Genomic DNA, 15,322 nt, shown 5'->3' with positions numbered 1-15,322 from the left:
ACCACAAGTCAGGGAGGCAAGGATGCTGGGGATCTGGTTGAGTGTGGCGCAGGTGGTGATCAGCGGTTACCAGCCTATTGCAGAGCAAACCTGGGTGCAGCTGAACCCGGAATATTACCCGCTGCACCGCCCACCGCCGGCCATGTTTGTGGCCTGGCGGGGCAATCAGTTTCCCCCTCTCGAACTCAAACAGAAGAAGGGGCGCTGGCAGGTGCTGTTTCCGGCCCGGCTGGTGCCGCCCTTCGATCTGTTCGAAGGGGAAGCGCAGCTCTCCAAGGCGTATCTGGCCAGGCTCAGGCGCATCGATGAGGCCGCCTATGGTCTGGCACCCGTCGCGCCCGTCATGTCGCCGCATTACGGCGAGCAGGAGGTGGCCGGTCTGGGAGTACCCTTCATGGCCGAATTCACGCCGCCGGTGATGCCGGGTCAGCCGCGCGCCGCCAGCCTGGGCACCGAACGGCTGGCGGTGAGCCTGGCTCTGAACGCGACCTGGCGGGCGCCGGATACCCTGCTGGTCCGTGTTGCTAATGGTGAGACAACACCGGCGGTGAACGCATCCTCCGGCGGTGAGACGCTGACGCTCTCGGCGCCGGCGGCCGGCAATGGCAAGCGGGTCTGTCATCAGGTGGCATCCGGGGAGACACTGTGGCGCATCGCCGCCACCCTGGCCCAGAATGGCACTGTCACTGGGGCGGCGGGAGACACTTACAGCTATCTGCTGGCCATAGTCGATGACAATCGCCCGCTGATGGGCAACAGCATCCGGGTCAAGGCGGGGGATACCCTCTACTGTCCGGCGCCCCAGACCCTGGCCCGCTTCGATGCCCTGAGTGCGGCAGAGCGGCAACAGCGGTTTGCCCGGCTGGAGCAGGGGCGTTAAGGTTTCTTGTCACTGTACTGGGCCCGTGCTAGTATGCGCCCTCGTTTTGCGAGGTGCTGACCGGTCGCAGTCAGCACCATAAATTCATCTATATGAGATAACCACTATGTCTTTCGTATTCCAAGCTGAAGTCCGTTCTGACCTGGGGAAAGGTGCGAGCCGCCGCCTGCGTCACGCTGACCAAGTTCCTGCCATCATCTACGGTGCAGGCAAAGAAGCCCAGTCCATCACTGTTGACCACAAAAAATTCATCATTGCCCAAGAGAAGCCGGAATTCTACGAATCCGTGCTGACCCTGGTCATCAACGGTGAAGAAGTCAGCGTTAAAGTGAAGGCTATCCAGCGTCACCCGGTTAAGCCGAAGCTGGTTCACCTGGACTTCGTTCGCGTTTAATCGGCAACGAAGGTTCCTGTAAAGAGGCCACCCAATCGGGTGGCCTCTTTGTTTTTACGGCGTTTTTTCCCGATAAAAATAAAATACTCAAATAGTACTGTTAGTCTTTACTTGTAGGCATGATTGACAGCAGGACACCAGTTGTGGTGCTCTGGCATATATAAAGTATTCGAACAAGTCCACATACGGGGTAATGTTGACCGTGATGAAGGGAATCATACGGGGATATTTCCTGCTGTTCTCACCCATTCTTGTGCTGGTTTTGGTGGGTGGGTATCTGCTGGGTGACGCACTGATCGAGCGCGAGCTCTACCGTGTACGTAGCGATGAGAGCACCTTCCTGACGCTCGCCAGCGGTCGCCTCGACGACGAGCTGGCGGTGCCGCTGCGCCATGTGCGTAGCATGTCTGAAGAGCCCATCCTGCTCGAGGCGGCGGGTCGCGACGAGCGTGACAACATTGCCGCCCAGTTCACCGTTCTGATGAACCGCAATCCCGACTATGCCCAAGTGCGTTGGTTGGCACCGGATGGCATGGAGCTGGTGCGCTTCAATCGTCAGGGCCAGCATCTGCAGCGTGTGGCTGACGACCAGCTGCAAAACAAAAAGGATCGTTACTATTTCCGCGATGCCATGGCGCTGCCCTGGGAGCGGATCTACGTCTCGCCGCTCGATCTCAACGTCGAGCAGGGGGTGATCGATCGCCCCTTCAATCCCATGATCCGTATCGCCAAGCGCCTGCGCCTGGGGGATCGCGATCTGGGCTTGCTGCTTATCAACGTACAGGCCGGCCGTATGCTCAAGGTATTCGCCAACAGCAGTGGCAAGGCCGCCGATCACACCATGCTGCTCAATCAGGATGGCTATTGGCTGCGCAGCCCGGATCCTGCACAAGAGTGGGGCTTCATGCTCGAGCGTCCGGACCTCACCTTGAAGCAGTTTTCTCCCCAGGCCTGGCAGGCATTCTTGGGTGCTTCGAGCGGCCAGGTTGAGCTAGCCGACGGCCTGTGGAGCTGGACCACTCTGTACCCGGCACTGAATCACGATCAGCTGGTCTGGAAGGCTGCCTCCATGGTGCCACGCAGCGAGCTGCTGACTATTCGCACTCACATCTGGGGGATCATCTCGGTCACCTGCGCCATCTTGCTGTTGCTGTTCGGTGCCGGAGTGGCCTCGCTGGTGCTCAGCCGGCATCGGGAGCAGCTGGCGCAGCAGGAGGCGGCCAGGCTGGCGCGGGTCAAAGGGGATTTCATCGCCAACATGAGCCACGAGATCCGTACTCCCATGAACGCCATCATGGGGTTGGCCTACCTGCTTGAACAGGGGGGGCTCGACGATGGCCAGCGCGCCCTGGTGCGCAAGATCCATCAGGCCGGGCAGGCTCTGCTCGGGATCATCAACGACATCCTCGATTTCTCCAAGATTGAGTCGGGCCGGCTCGAGCTTGAGCAGGTGCCATTCAGCCTGGAAGAGGTGCTCGATCATGTGGCGGCCATCATGTCCACCTGCGTTGGCAACAAGCACCTCGAGCTGGTAGTGAGCAGCGCCCCCGAGCAGGCCGCCCATCTGGTTGGGGACGCCCTGCGCCTCGAGCAGGTATTGCTCAACTTGACCGGCAACGCCATCAAGTTCACCGAGCGCGGGGAGGTGGAGGTCAAGGTCGAGCTGGAAGCCGAGCAAGATGGCATGGCCACCTTGCTGTTTCGGGTGCGCGATACCGGGATCGGCATTCCGCCCGAGCAGCAGGCCAACATATTCAATGCCTTCTCCCAGGCCGATTCCTCTACCAGCCGCCGTTTTGGGGGAACCGGGCTTGGCCTGACCATCAGTCGCCGTCTGGTGAGCCTGATGGGGGGCGACATCGGCGTCACCAGCGAACTGGGCAAGGGGAGCGAGTTCTGGTTCCGCGTTCGGCTGGAGCAGGTAGAGCAGCCTGAGGCCTTCCACGAGCGGCTGCAGCACGTCTCGCTGCTGATCGCCGACGACAATCAGGTGACTCGCGATACCCTGTCGATGACGGTGGGCTCCCTCGGCTGGCAGTCACGGGTGGTGGAGTCAGGCGAGCAGGCCTTGCACCATCTGCTGCGTCAGGGGGAGCGTTTCGACGTGATCCTGCTCGACTGGATCATGCCGGGCATGGACGGGCTCGAGACCTGCGTGGCCATTCGCCGTGCCTTCGAGCTGCAGGAGCGCTCGCCCATCATTATCATGGCGACTGCCTATTCCCAGGAAGAGTTGATGCGCAGCCCCGGCTCGGAGCAGGTCGATCTGGTGCTGCACAAGCCGGTCACAGGTTCCAGCCTCTACAACGCGGTGGCGCGCCTCATCCACGAGAAGCGCGAGCATGTGGATCTGCTGAAGAGCGGTCAGCGCCGCCTACGCCTGCCTGGCGTTCATATACTGCTGGTCGATGACAGCGACATCAACCTGGAGGTGGCAACCCGCTTGCTGCAGCGGGAGGGGGCCGAGGTGATCACCGCCATCGACGGGGAGCGGGCCCTGGCCTGTCTTGCCGACCCGGCGCAGCGTATCGATCTGGTACTCATGGACGTACAGATGCCGGTGATGGATGGTTACGAGGCGACCCGTCGCCTGCGCCAGCTGCAGGGACGCAAGGAAACGCCCGTGCTGGCACTCACCGCCGGGGTGTTCAAGGATCAACGCGAGGCGGCGCTGGCCTGCGGCATGAACGATTTCATCGCCAAGCCGCTCGATGTGGAGCAGCTCATCGCGACCCTGCTGCGTTACCTGCCCGACAGTGTGGTGCCGCTAACGATCAATGACGTGCCGTCTGCCCTGGAGCCGGTGGCCGGCATTGATATCGATACCGGGCTTCGCAACTGGGGCGAGGCCTCCGTCTATCTCAAATACCTGCGCCGATTCCGCGATGACTACATGACGGTTGGTACCGTGCTGCCGGACTACATAGCCCAGCACGAGACTGATGCCGCCGCGAGCCTGACGCACAAGCTCAAGGGGGTGGCGGGCAGCCTGTCGCTCACCGATGTGGCGCGCATCAGTGCAGAACTGAATGAGGCCATCGAGCAGGGGGGGGACACCAGTCAGCTCATGGCCCCCTTCCTTGAGGCGCTGGAACGGGCGCAACAGGCCATCGACATCTATGCCGGGCGCGAGCCGGGGGCTGTCAACTCCCCGCTGGCTCAGGGTGAGGCGCAGGAGGTGTGTCTGCATGCTCTGCGTGAGGCCCTGATGAGCGAGGATCTGGAACTGATTGAACCGGCGTTGGGCCAGGCCAAGAGTTACTTGCCTTCTGAGCTGGTAAGCGAGATCAGTGCGGCCCTGGAGCTGTTCGACATCCAGCTCGCGACCTGCAAGCTGGAGGGGTATCTGGAAAATCGGGAGGCACCTGGATCATGAATCGACCGCGAGTGTTGATCATCGATGACGAGCCGAGCAACCTCGGGTTGTTGCGGCAAATCCTCAAGGAGGAGTACAGCCTCTTTTTCGCCAAGGGAGGCGAGGAGGGGCTGGCCGCCGTGGAGCGCCACGAGCCCGCCCTGATCCTGCTTGACGTGCGCATGCCTGACATGGATGGCTACGAGGTGTGTCGCCGGCTCAAGGCCGATCCGGCCCACGCCGGGATCCCGGTGCTGTTCATCACGGCGAGCGATAACGCAGACAGCGAGAGCCAGGGGTTCGAGGCGGGCGGGGTGGATTACATTTACAAGCCGGTCTGTCCAAGCACGGTGCGCGCCCGGGTGCGCAACCACCTCTCTCTGGTACGCCTCGATCAGCTCGAGCGCAGCTACCGCACCGCCATCGTGATGCTGAGCGAGGCGGGTCACTACAACGACACCGACACTGGGGTACATATCTGGCGCATGGCCGCCTATGCCCGAGCCCTGGCCGACGCGGCGGGCTGGAGTTCGGAGCAGTCGGAGCTGCTGGAGCTGGCGGCCCCCATGCACGACATGGGCAAGATTGGGATCCCCGACTACATCCTCAAGAAGCCCGGCCCCCTCACCGAAGAGGAGTGGGCCATCATGCGCACCCATCCGCGCATCGGTTACGAAATCTTGAAACGATCCGACGGGCTCATCTTCCGCATGGCGGCGGAGATTGCCCTGCATCACCACGAGAAGTGGGACGGCTCGGGTTACCCCGCAGGAGAAACCGGCGAAGGGATCCCCGAGGCGTCGCGGATCGTGGCCATCGCCGATGTGTTTGACGCCCTGAGCGTGCGTCGCCCTTACAAGGATCCCTGGCCTCTGGAGCAGGTGCTGGCCACTATGCGTGACGGTGCTGGTCAGCACTTTGATCCCCGGCTGTTCGCATGTTTTCTCGAGATCATGCCGGAGATCTTGCGCCTCAAGGCCCAGTGGGACACCCGCGAGGAGCGGGGGATCACCAGATAGGTTACGTCAGGTAGGGATTGCTTGCCTTCTCGCGGCCGAAGGTGGAGCTGGGGCCGTGGCCCGGGATGAAGACGATCTCGTCACCCAGCGGCAGCAGGGTCTCGGTGATCGACTGAATCAGGGTGGCGTGATCGCCGCGCGGGAAGTCGGTCCGGCCTATGCTGCCGGCAAACAGCACATCGCCGACCCAGGCGAGCCGCTCGCTCTGGCTGAGCAGGATGACGTGGCCAGGAGTGTGGCCCGGGCAGAAATGGACCTCCAGCTCGCAGTTGCCCACCCTCACCTTGTCACCCTGGGCGAGCCACTGGTCGGGGGCGAAGGCGGGGGTATGGGCAAAGCCGAACATCTGGCTCTGCTGGGGCAGGATGTCGAGCCAGAAGGCGTCCTCCTTGTGGGGCCCCGTAATGGTCACGCCGGTTTTTTCCCGCAGCTCGACCGCAGCCCCCACGTGATCCAGATGACCGTGGGTCAGCAGGATATGGGTCAGGGTAAGCCCTCGCTTGGCGATGGCGGCCAGCAGCTTGTCCGCTTCGCCACCCGGGTCGATCAGCGCCGCCTGATGGGTTTCGTCACACCAGATGAGGGAGCAGTTCTGGGCGAACTGGGTGACCGGGATCACCTCGAATTTCAACATGTGGGGTCCTCTTGTTGGAAAGGCGACGGGGTCAGCCCTGTTGCGCTCTGGCGTGCTGCTCGGCGAAATAGTCGAGACAGGCCTGCTTGTCACCCCGGAACACGATGCGCTCACGCTTGTTGCCAAGCTGATAGAGATACATGGGGTCGTAGTAACGGGTCAGCAGCAGGGTGATCCAGGCCAGATGCAGCTCGGTCGCGCCACTGCTGGCCTGCTCGGTGAGGGCCGTCTGCATCAGCGCATCCAGCTCGCGGTGAGCCTGATCGCCGAGGCGACGTTTGAGGCGGGCCAGTGCATCTGTGAGATAGGCGGCAAACAGCGGCCAGCCGGCTTCAGCGCCGAACATGGCCTGATAACGCAGCCAGAGATCGTGCACATAGTCCTGGCGGATCTGTTCGGCTCGCTCGCTCTGCGGCACATCCACCACCACCAGCGGGGCCTCGCACATGGCATCGAACAGGGTGTTCGGCAGGCAGCAGCGACCGATGAGCCGGCTCTCGTCCTCTACCACGAAGGCCTGTTCGCCCTTGTGGCGGCGCTTGAGCAGCTCGATGGCCATGTTGTTTTCAAAGTTGATGTTGCCGGGCTGGCCGCCGGGCAGCTGGCCAAACGAGGAGCCCCTGTGGCGGGCATGGCCTTCCAGGTCGAGCGCCTGGGTCACCTGGCCCAGCATATGGGTCTTGCCGGAGCCTGTCATGCCGGTCAGCACGGTCCAGTGGCACTCGGCAGAGGCCTTGTCCTGGGTGTCGATGAGGAAGCGCCGCAGCTCCTTGTAGCCACCGGCGACGCGGGGACGAGTGACCCCGGCCTCATGCAGCCACAGTTGTACGGTTTGCGAGCGCAGACCGCCGCGAAAGCAGTAGAGCAGGGCGTCGGGCTGCTGGCGCAACTGCGCCAGCCAGCCTTCGAGGCGTTCGGCCCGCACGGCGCCCCCCACCAGCTTGTGACCCAGTTCGATGGCGGCCGCCTGACCCTGCTTCTTGAAGCAGGTCCCGACCTGGGCCCGCTCATCGTCTGTCATCAAGGGCAGATTGGTCGAGCAGGGGAAGGCCCCCTCCTTGAACTCGATGGGCGCACGCAAGTCGATGAGCGGGACATCGTCCAGAAAAATCCGGGCCAGATCCGTGGCCAGTGGCAGTTGGCTCATAGCATGGCCTCCGCAAGCAGCCGCTGACTCATTGGACAACCTCGATAAACTGATCACCGGTACGCGCCTTCAGCTGGCCGACGGGGGAGAGGGTCAGCCCCGCTTGCGTCGCGATGGCAAGGAGCTCGGCTTCACTTTCTTTACCGACGGCTACCAGCAGGCCGCCGCTGGTCTGCGGGTCGCACATGATGTTGCGGGTACGATCGTCCATGGCATCGAGCTTGTGGCCATAGGAGTCGAAATTGCGCAGGGTACCGCCCGGTACGCAGCCCTCGCTCAGGTAGTAATCCACCTCGTCGAGCAGTGGCAACGCCTTGAAATCGAGGGTGGCGCACACCCCTGATCCTTCGCACATCTCCAGCAGGTGACCCGCCAGACCAAATCCGGTCACGTCCGTCATGGCGTGCACGCCGGGCAGTTCGGCAAAGCGCTGGCCAATCTTGTTGAGGGTGCACATGGCGTTGGGGGCCAGCTGCTCGTGCTCTGGCTTGAGCTTGCCCTTCTTCTGGGCCGTGGTGAGTATGCCGATGCCAAGGGGCTTGGTCAGATAGAGGATGTCGCCCACCTGGGCGGTGTCATTCTGCTTGATGGCATCGAGCGGCACTATGCCAGTCACCGCGAGGCCGAAGATGGGCTCGGGGGCGTCTATGCTGTGGCCGCCGGCGAGCGAGATGCCCGCTTCATGGCACACCTGACGGCCGCCGTCGATCACCTGCTGCGCAATCTCGGGAGCGAGCGTATTGATGGGCCAGCCGAGGATGGCGATGGCGACGATGGGCTTGCCGCCCATGGCGTAGATGTCGCTGATGGCGTTGGTGGCGGCGATGCGACCGAAGGTGAAGGGGTCATCGACGATGGGCATGAAGAAGTCGGTGGTAGAGACGATACCCTGACCGTTGCCGATATCGACCACGGCCGCGTCATCCTTGCTGCTGTTGCCGACCACCAGGGTCGGGTCGTCAAAGCCCGGGATCTGGCTCTTGAGAATGGTGTCGAGCACCTTGGGAGAAATTTTGCAGCCGCAGCCAGCGCCGTGGCTGTATTGGGTCAGACGAATGGAAGACATACTTACCCCTTATGCAGAGGCTCTGTGGAGCCGTCTTGGTCAATGGGCGGTCATCCGTCGCCTTGTAGACAGGCAGACAAGATACCGCAAAAAATGGGTGGCCTCGGTGCCAACAGGGGCAACGATTTCAGGCAGCCATGGGAAGGCCGCCAAGCCGGACGGGGGAGGAGGGGCGACATGGTGCGCCAGAGCAGCCCCGCCAAGGGCCACAGGACGGGCCATTATGCCACAAATGCCCTCTCTGGTTCGAACTGGAATTAACACAAAGCGCAGGGGATTGGCGGGAAAAATGAGAGAGGGGACAGCCTTCGCCATGCGCTGGTGGTGAGGCATATCCCCCTGTGTTGTCCCGATGAGGCCGAGCCTGTCTCACTTCGGGGCCATGTTTGGGTGGAGAACCTTACCCGGCTTGCTCCATCACTGGCTGGCGAGCCTTGCCCCAGCGACGCAGGCGCCGTTGCAGCGGTCGCTCCAGCAGGTTGTAGCTAAGGGCCGAGAGGCCGATCAGTATGGCCAGCATCAACAGGGTCGCCACTACCCCCAGCAGCGGGTGGGTCTGGGCATACCACCAGTCGGTGAGCCCCGGCGCCAGATAGTGAATCATTTCGCACCCGGTGAGCAGCACCAGCGCGTGCAGCAGGTAGATGGAGTAGGAGAGATCCCCCAGCCAGTTGGTGAAGCGGTTGTCCAGCAGACGCAGCAGCGGGCTCCGGCGATCCCCCTGGGAGGCCGCAATCCAGATCAGCAGCACGTAGGAACTGATCAGCAGCAGGGTCAGCTGCGGCGTCATGGTGAACTGCATCAGCGCGAAGGGCAGCACAAAGGCGATCAGCAGCGGCAGATCCCGTTGCATCATGGGCAAGTGTCGCGCGGCCCTGACCCTGGGCAGCAGCCAGAGGCCGAGCACGAATTCACTCACCCCGCGTCCCACCGCCAGCGCGCCGCTGGTGACATCCAGGGTGCCCCGGCTGTGCACGATAAAGGCCAGCACCGTCAGCGCCAACAGGGGCGCGAGATGGCTCCAGCGACTGCGGGTCACGGCGAGCGGAATGAGCAGCGGGAACAGCAGGTAGCTTATCCACTCCACGCTCAGGGACCAGGCGGCGAAGTTCCAGGTCAATCCGTGATCGGTCACTACCTGCAGCAGCAGGAATGCGCTTGGCAGGGCCTCGGCCGGGGTGAAGGGGGAGCCGAAGGGAGGCATTCCCTCCCACTCCCACATCTTGAACAGCGGGCCGGCATAGAAGCCTACCCCATGGCGGGCCTTGTAAAGCTCCCAGCCCACCAGCAGCACCAGGGTCACAAAGTAGAGGGGGTAGACGCGGGTCAGCCGCAGCCAGAGAAAACGGCCATAGCCCTGGGTGCGGGGTGTGCGGCTGAAGGTCTCACCGTAGACGTGGGCCAGCACCAGGCCGCTCAAAATAAAGAAGAGATCGACCCAGAGGTAGCCGTTCTCGATGAGTTGGGTGTGGCCGGCGATCGGCTCCATCCACTGGGGAAAGAGCAGCAAGCGGGCATGGAACAGCACCACCATCAGGGCAGCTATGCCCCGCAGCGGCGTCAACAGCGGCAATGATTGATTCATATCGGGATCCCTTGCGATGTTCAGCTTGGCCTGACATCGATTTTGTTGTTGTGCTGGGGCATCGAGCCTGATGCCCCAGCAGCCTGGACTCATGCTGGCCACAGGCGGGATCACCCTATCTAAAAGAGAGTCATACGGGTGTGATTTTCGTCATAAATATGCGTTTATTACGCAAAAACAGCCAGCTGTATGGGTGCAAGATCAGGGGCTGGCGTGGGGATCTAGACTAGGGATGTCGTCCATCTGATCGCAAGGAGCACGCCCGATGAAACTCTATGCCCATCCCTTCTCATCCTACAGCCAGAAGGTGCTGATCGCCCTCTACGAGAATGCCACTCCGTTTGACTATCAGAATCTTGAAAACCCGGCGGCCAACGCCGAGCTTGCCGCCCTCTGGCCGCTCAAGCGCTTCCCCGTGCTGCTGGATGACGGGCGCTGCATCCTCGAGAGCAGCACCATAGTCGCGCATCTGCAGGCGCACCATCCGGGCCCCATCAGCCTGATCCTGGCTGGCGATGCGGGTCTGGAGGTTCACATGCTGGATCGCGTCTTCGACAACTATGTGATGACGCCGATGCAGAAAGTGGTGCTGGATGCGCTGCGCCCGCAGGCCGAGCGCGACGGCTATGGCGTGATGGAGGCCCGCGAGCTGCTCGACCAGATCTACCCCTGGCTCGATCAGCGACTCGAAGGACGTCACTGGATCGCCGGCGATGGCTTCAGCCTGGCCGATTGCGCTGCCGCCCCCTCGCTCTTCTATGCCGACTGGGCCCATGAGATACCGCACTCCCACGCCAGACTGCGGGCCTACCGTGCCCGCCTGCTGAGCCGGCCCTCTGTGGTGCGCGTGGTGGATGAGGCGCGGCCATTTCGGCACTATTTCCCGCTGGGGGCGCCGGCCCGTGACTGAGCCGGGTGCTTGAGCCCGACGACAGGCCTGCTGCCGACTCAGAGATGATGTGCAGCCGAAATGGGGGAATGGCCGGGATCAGGAGAGGGGGAAAACTGATTTATGCAGCAGAGTGATTTTCGATGCGATATATGCCGATATTTCCCCGAGGATTTTCCAATGGTGGTGATTTTATTTTCATATTTTTGCATAAATAAAAGGTCGGTCAGGTTCCCCTAGGTGGGCTGAGTACCATTCCCTGGGGGGATGCTGTGAGCACAGAGCTTGGTTAAAGGGCTGGAAAAGCACGCTAGAGGGATGGCAGCGGCAAGCCGAGGAAAGGGAGTGAGCGGCGTTATCTCTTTGGAGTACAGCGCAAAAAAGGCCCGCTAGCGATAGCGGGCCTTTTGATGACTGGCTTGCTGGACCAAGCCCGGGTCTGGAACCGGGGTCAAGAGGCGGCCAACTCTGGTTGGCGGCTCTTAGCGGGCGCGCACCACCAGACCCTTGAGGTAGAAACCTTCCGGATAGGCGGTGCCGATCGGGTGATCGGAAGCCTGGGACAGGAGCTCCAGGATCTGGGCATCGCGACCGGCGTCGAGCGCCGCATCGGCCACTATCTTCTGGAACAGGCTCTGCTCCATCAGGCCGGAGCAGGAGTAGGTCAAGAGCACGCCACCCGGCGCCAGCAGCTGGAACGCCAGCATGTTGATGTCCTTGTAGCCACGGCAGGCACCCAGCAGCTGGGCCTTGCTCTCGGCAAACTTGGGCGGATCCAGCACTATGACGTCGAATTTCTCGCCCTTCTCGCGGTATTCGCGCAGCAGCTTGAACACATCGTGACGGATGAACTGGGTGTTGGAGATATCCAGCCCATTCAGCTCGGCGTTCTGGCGGGCGATGTCCAGCGCAGTCTGGGATAGATCCACGTTGACCACTTCCTTGGCGCCACCCTTGAGGGCATAGATGCCAAAGCCACCTGTGTAGCTGAAGCAGTTGAGCACCCGCTTAGCCGAGGTGTACTTGGAGACAGCCTGACGGTTGTCGCGCTGATCCAGATAGAAGCCGGTTTTGTGGCCGTTGCGGACGTCCACCAGGATCTTGACGCCGTTTTCTTCGATCACCACAGGCTCGGTCGGGGTCTCGCCATGGATGACGCCGGTACGCTCTTTCAGCCCTTCCTTCTTGCGTACCGCCACGTCGGAGCGCTCATAGATGTTGCACTCGGGGTAGAGGGTACGCAGCGCCTGGGTGATGAGCTCGCGCTGGAACTCGGCACCGGCTGAGAGGATCTGGCACACCAGGAAATCGGCATAACGGTCTATGGTCAGACCCGGCAGGCCGTCGGATTCGGCGGCGCAGAGGCGATAGCCGGTGAGGCCCTGGCGCTTGATCAGCGGATCCCGGGACTCCTGGGCATATTTGAGGCGACGCAGGAAGAAGTCGAGATCGACAGTCTCCTCTTTATCGAAGGTCCAGACCCGGGCACGGATCTGGGAGCTGCCTGACCAGGCACCACGGGCGAGCCATTTGCCATCGTTGGCGTAAATCTCGACGGTATCGCCGTCAACGGGGTTGCCTTCAACCCGCTCAATCCCCTTGGAGAAGATCCAGGGGTGACGGCGCAGCAGGGATTTTTCGCGGCCTTTGACGAGATAGATGAAAACGCTCATGGATGTTTGCCGATGGTAAAAAGAAAAGGGGCCACATTCTATGTGGCCCGCTGGTAAAACTCAAACAACCTTGGCAAGAGAGCCCGGCTTGTCTGATCCGGCATCAGCTTCAGATCAGATCTTGAGCCCCTTCAATGCCTGGGCCAGCTCGGTGGCGGTGGCCTTGAGGCCGGCGGTGCCGGCCACAGAGGCGCTGGCAGATTCCTCTACCTGGCCCGCTTCGTGGCGCACCTGATCCAGGTTGCGGGTGATCTCCTCGGCGACCGAGCTCTGCTCCTCGCTGGAGGTGGCTATCTGGGTGCTCATCTCCAGCACGGCATCGCTGTGGTTGCTGAGCTTGTCGATGTCGAGCCCCACTTCGCTGATCAGCGCTTGGCTGCTGGCGGCGCGGCCAACTGTCTTCTCCATGATGTCGTTAAGGGCACCTGTGCCTGCCTGCAGCTCTTCGATCATCTGCTGGATCTCCACCGTGGCTTGCTGGGTGCGGCTGGCGAGGGTGCGCACCTCATCGGCCACCACCGCAAAGCCGCGACCCTGCTCGCCGGCGCGGGCCGCCTCGATGGCGGCATTGAGTGCCAGCAGGTTGGTCTGCTGGGAGATGGCGTTGATGACGTTGACCACCTCGTTGATGCGGTTGGCGTTGTGGGTCAGCCGTTCGACGGCGCCTGAGGCGTTGCCTATCTCGTCGGCCAGGGTGCGGATGGCGCTGATGGTGCGAGCCACCCGCTCGGCGCCGTTGGCCGCCTCTTCGCTGGACTGGCGAGTCTGCTGCAGGGTGTCGTTGGCATTGCGGGCCACTTCACGAATGGCGGCGGACATCTGCTCCATGGCGGCGGCCAGGGAGTCCATGTGCTGGCGCTGGGAGCGGGCCATGGTTTCCCCTTCGCTGGCGTGATCGCGAAATTCGTCGGCGGCCATGGTGAGCGCCTCGGCGGATTCTTCCACTAGCTGTACTATCTTGTGCTGGCGGTCGGTGAATCTGTCTATGCTGCCCGCCAGGATGGAGAACTCGTCCCGCACCGGGAAGAAATTGAGGCGGAAGGTGAGATCCCCGTCGGCCACGGTCTGCAACGCCTTGTTGGTGGAGTAGAGGGCGCCGGAGACAAAGGTCATCAGGTAGTGGGTGATGAGGGCCAGCAAGGCTGCCAGCACGGCGATGATGGTGAGGGTGGTGCCCTGGCCGTCCCACATGGAGTAACGCCCCGCATCCAGGCTGCCGGTCACGAAACCGGCCTGACCTGCGCTGGCGCTGAAACGGTAGTGGTCGCCCTGCTGGCTCAGGCCGGCACTGCCGGTCGGGCTGAGGATGAGATCGGCGGGCAGGGTGAGGCTGGCGTGCTGGCTCACCAGCTGGGCGCTGGTCTCGACCCTTTGCTTGAGTTGATCCAGCCGAATCTGCATCTGCTGATCATGGCCGTCGGCCAGCAGGTACCCGGTGAGCAAGGCGATGAACAACAGAGGGCACCAGAAGGTGATGAGAAATTTTTCGCTGATCGTGAGGTGAATGAGATAACGGTCAACCCACCGAAACTTTACTTCTTTCATAATGGTATTGCGTCCTGCAAGGGGAAGAGAGTGTCGCGCTCATTATCGCCTTGGGGGGAAATTTCTTAAGGGGAAGGTGTGAGAAATGGGAGAGCAATCGTTTGTCGTGCGCGTCTGGGGTCAGGTGCAAGGGGTGGGATTTCGCTACTTCACCCGGGAGCGGGCGCTGCAACTGGGACTGCGTGGCCACGCCTACAACCTGGAGGACGGATCGGTGGAGATCCTGATCTGCGGGCCCGAGCACGGGGTGCAGATGATGCTGGGCTGGCTGGAACACGGGCCGCGCACCGCCGAGGTGACCCGGATGGAGTATGAAGAGGCGCTGCCGCCCAAAGGGAGTGGCTTTCATACCAATTGAGCGGAGTGAAACCGCCATACCACGCATAAAAACGGGAGCCATCGGGGCTCCCGTTTGTGCATGTTGGCGTCAGCCGGCCTGGGCGGCGTCGGCGATGGCCTGGGTCTTGGCCAGCACGGCTTGCAGGGCGGGGCGTTTGGCCAGACGATCCCGATAGGCGGCCAGCTTGGGCAAAATGGTCTGCTCGAAGCGGGTGGCCCACATCAGGGTATGGGCCAGCAGCAGGTCCGCTATGGTGATCTGCGCCCCCAGCAGGTAGCCCTGCTCGGGCACCCAGGACTCGGCGATGGCCGCCGCCTTGTCGAACTCCCACTTGGCGGTGGGGAAGATGGCTGGCAGGCGCTGTGGCTCCGGCAGGGCAAACTTGTGCTTGCCTATGGTCCACAGCGGCTGCTCCAGCTCGCAGGTGATGAAGCTGACCCACCTGGCGTGCAGCGCCGAGGCTTGCGTCCCTCTGGCTGGCAGCCAATCCGGGCCATAGACTTCGGCCAGGTACTGCATGATGGCGGCGGATTCGGTCAGCACGAAATCCCCGTCTTTGAGCACCGGCATCTTGCCGCTCGGGTTCAGCGCCAGAAACCAGTCGCTGCGATTCTCGCCCTTGGCGAAGTCGAGAAACTGAAATTGCCACGCCACGCCCAACTCTTCCAGTAACCAGGATATGCGCAGGGCTCGACTGACTGGGGTTCCGTATAAGGTGATCATGCTTGCTCCTTGCCTGATGGTGGGGGGGCCCATGTGCGACCCGAGGTGAACAGGCAGTCTAGGCAAATTGCG

The 15,322-nt window shown here is 62.2% G+C and carries 13 protein-coding genes; 6 read left to right on the top strand and 7 right to left on the bottom strand.

Features of this window, described 5'->3' with window-relative positions:
- Nucleotides 1-22 precede the first annotated feature (22 nt).
- From AACQ95_RS13690 to AACQ95_RS13675, 4 genes are all read left to right on the top strand, one after another.
- Nucleotides 23-880, top strand: a complete 858-nt coding sequence (locus tag AACQ95_RS13690) for a hypothetical protein (RefSeq protein WP_241278771.1) — start codon at nucleotides 23-25, stop codon at nucleotides 878-880.
- A 106-nt stretch (nucleotides 881-986) separates the two neighbouring features.
- On the top strand, nucleotides 987-1,274 hold the full coding sequence (rplY, locus tag AACQ95_RS13685) for a 50S ribosomal protein L25 (RefSeq protein ID WP_042037696.1): 288 nt from the start codon (nucleotides 987-989) through the stop codon (nucleotides 1,272-1,274).
- A 205-nt stretch (nucleotides 1,275-1,479) separates the two neighbouring features.
- Nucleotides 1,480-4,650: a hybrid sensor histidine kinase/response regulator gene (locus AACQ95_RS13680; protein ID WP_241278770.1), complete on the top strand. Its 3,171-nt coding sequence runs from the start codon at nucleotides 1,480-1,482 to the stop codon at nucleotides 4,648-4,650.
- Complete coding sequence (locus AACQ95_RS13675; RefSeq protein ID WP_043555675.1) at nucleotides 4,647-5,648, top strand: response regulator; 1,002 nt, start codon at nucleotides 4,647-4,649, stop codon at nucleotides 5,646-5,648. The genes AACQ95_RS13680 and AACQ95_RS13675 overlap by 4 nt, the downstream gene beginning before the upstream one ends.
- A gap of 1 nt (nucleotide 5,649) precedes the next feature.
- Here AACQ95_RS13675 and AACQ95_RS13670 read toward each other — a convergent pair whose 3' ends face one another.
- From AACQ95_RS13670 to AACQ95_RS13655, 4 genes are all read right to left on the bottom strand, one after another.
- A complete protein-coding gene (locus AACQ95_RS13670; RefSeq protein ID WP_241278769.1) occupies nucleotides 5,650-6,282 on the bottom strand; it encodes an MBL fold metallo-hydrolase in 633 nt (210 codons plus the stop codon).
- Between the two features lie 31 nt (nucleotides 6,283-6,313).
- Nucleotides 6,314-7,429, bottom strand: a complete 1,116-nt coding sequence (mnmH, locus tag AACQ95_RS13665; protein ID WP_241278768.1) for a tRNA 2-selenouridine(34) synthase MnmH — start codon at nucleotides 7,427-7,429, stop codon at nucleotides 6,314-6,316.
- Nucleotides 7,430-7,457: 28 nt separating this feature from the next.
- On the bottom strand, nucleotides 7,458-8,495 hold the full coding sequence (selD, locus tag AACQ95_RS13660) for a selenide, water dikinase SelD (protein WP_098984077.1): 1,038 nt from the start codon (nucleotides 8,493-8,495) through the stop codon (nucleotides 7,458-7,460).
- Nucleotides 8,496-8,895: 400 nt separating this feature from the next.
- Nucleotides 8,896-10,080 carry an acyltransferase family protein gene (locus AACQ95_RS13655; RefSeq protein WP_241278767.1) on the bottom strand — a complete coding sequence of 395 codons (1,185 nt, stop codon included), beginning with the start codon at nucleotides 10,078-10,080 and terminating at the stop codon, nucleotides 8,896-8,898.
- 265 nt (nucleotides 10,081-10,345) lie between these two features.
- Here AACQ95_RS13655 and AACQ95_RS13650 point away from each other — a divergent pair, with 265 nt between their 5' ends.
- Nucleotides 10,346-10,990, top strand: a complete 645-nt coding sequence (locus AACQ95_RS13650) for a glutathione S-transferase family protein (RefSeq protein ID WP_241278766.1) — start codon at nucleotides 10,346-10,348, stop codon at nucleotides 10,988-10,990.
- A 461-nt stretch (nucleotides 10,991-11,451) separates the two neighbouring features.
- On the opposite strand, the gene AACQ95_RS13645 is transcribed toward AACQ95_RS13650, so the two are convergent.
- Together AACQ95_RS13645 and AACQ95_RS13640 are read right to left on the bottom strand one after the other, a co-directional pair.
- Nucleotides 11,452-12,642 carry a class I SAM-dependent methyltransferase gene (locus tag AACQ95_RS13645; protein ID WP_241278765.1) on the bottom strand — a complete coding sequence of 397 codons (1,191 nt, stop codon included), beginning with the start codon at nucleotides 12,640-12,642 and terminating at the stop codon, nucleotides 11,452-11,454.
- A 114-nt stretch (nucleotides 12,643-12,756) separates the two neighbouring features.
- Nucleotides 12,757-14,187 carry a methyl-accepting chemotaxis protein gene (locus tag AACQ95_RS13640; RefSeq protein WP_241278764.1) on the bottom strand — a complete coding sequence of 477 codons (1,431 nt, stop codon included), beginning with the start codon at nucleotides 14,185-14,187 and terminating at the stop codon, nucleotides 12,757-12,759.
- Between the two features lie 85 nt (nucleotides 14,188-14,272).
- On the opposite strand from AACQ95_RS13640, the gene AACQ95_RS13635 reads away from it, so the two are divergent.
- Entirely contained in the window at nucleotides 14,273-14,545 is a 273-nt protein-coding gene (locus tag AACQ95_RS13635) for an acylphosphatase (RefSeq protein WP_043134832.1), read from the top strand.
- Nucleotides 14,546-14,614: 69 nt separating this feature from the next.
- Here the strand turns inward: AACQ95_RS13635 and AACQ95_RS13630 are convergent, their stop codons facing one another.
- Nucleotides 14,615-15,250 (bottom strand): glutathione S-transferase family protein, encoded by a 636-nt coding sequence (locus AACQ95_RS13630; RefSeq protein WP_241278763.1) that lies wholly within the window; start codon nucleotides 15,248-15,250, stop codon nucleotides 14,615-14,617.
- Between the last annotated feature and the right edge of the window lie 72 nt (nucleotides 15,251-15,322).

This window comes from Aeromonas sp. MR19, from assembly GCF_963899305.1.
GTDB lineage: Bacteria > Pseudomonadota > Gammaproteobacteria > Enterobacterales > Aeromonadaceae > Aeromonas > Aeromonas bestiarum.
The sequence above is the reverse complement of the archived record's forward strand: the minus strand, read 5'-3'. Positions and strand labels throughout refer to the sequence as shown.

Bases quoted from the DNA above. Each gene is read 5' to 3' on its own strand.
- AACQ95_RS13690 (WP_241278771.1), top strand. From the start codon at position 23: ATGCTGGGGATCTGGTTGAGTGTGGCGCAGGTGGTGATCAGCGGTTAC.
- rplY (WP_042037696.1), top strand. From the start codon at position 987: ATGTCTTTCGTATTCCAAGCTGAAGTCCGTTCTGACCTGGGGAAAGGT.
- AACQ95_RS13680 (WP_241278770.1), top strand. From the start codon at position 1,480: ATGAAGGGAATCATACGGGGATATTTCCTGCTGTTCTCACCCATTCTT.
- AACQ95_RS13675 (WP_043555675.1), top strand. From the start codon at position 4,647: ATGAATCGACCGCGAGTGTTGATCATCGATGACGAGCCGAGCAACCTC.
- AACQ95_RS13670 (WP_241278769.1), bottom strand. From the start codon at position 6,282: ATGTTGAAATTCGAGGTGATCCCGGTCACCCAGTTCGCCCAGAACTGC.
- mnmH (WP_241278768.1), bottom strand. From the start codon at position 7,429: ATGAGCCAACTGCCACTGGCCACGGATCTGGCCCGGATTTTTCTGGAC.
- selD (WP_098984077.1), bottom strand. From the start codon at position 8,495: ATGTCTTCCATTCGTCTGACCCAATACAGCCACGGCGCTGGCTGCGGC.
- AACQ95_RS13655 (WP_241278767.1), bottom strand. From the start codon at position 10,080: ATGAATCAATCATTGCCGCTGTTGACGCCGCTGCGGGGCATAGCTGCC.
- AACQ95_RS13650 (WP_241278766.1), top strand. From the start codon at position 10,346: ATGAAACTCTATGCCCATCCCTTCTCATCCTACAGCCAGAAGGTGCTG.
- AACQ95_RS13645 (WP_241278765.1), bottom strand. From the start codon at position 12,642: ATGAGCGTTTTCATCTATCTCGTCAAAGGCCGCGAAAAATCCCTGCTG.
- AACQ95_RS13640 (WP_241278764.1), bottom strand. From the start codon at position 14,187: ATGAAAGAAGTAAAGTTTCGGTGGGTTGACCGTTATCTCATTCACCTC.
- AACQ95_RS13635 (WP_043134832.1), top strand. From the start codon at position 14,273: ATGGGAGAGCAATCGTTTGTCGTGCGCGTCTGGGGTCAGGTGCAAGGG.
- AACQ95_RS13630 (WP_241278763.1), bottom strand. From the start codon at position 15,250: ATGATCACCTTATACGGAACCCCAGTCAGTCGAGCCCTGCGCATATCC.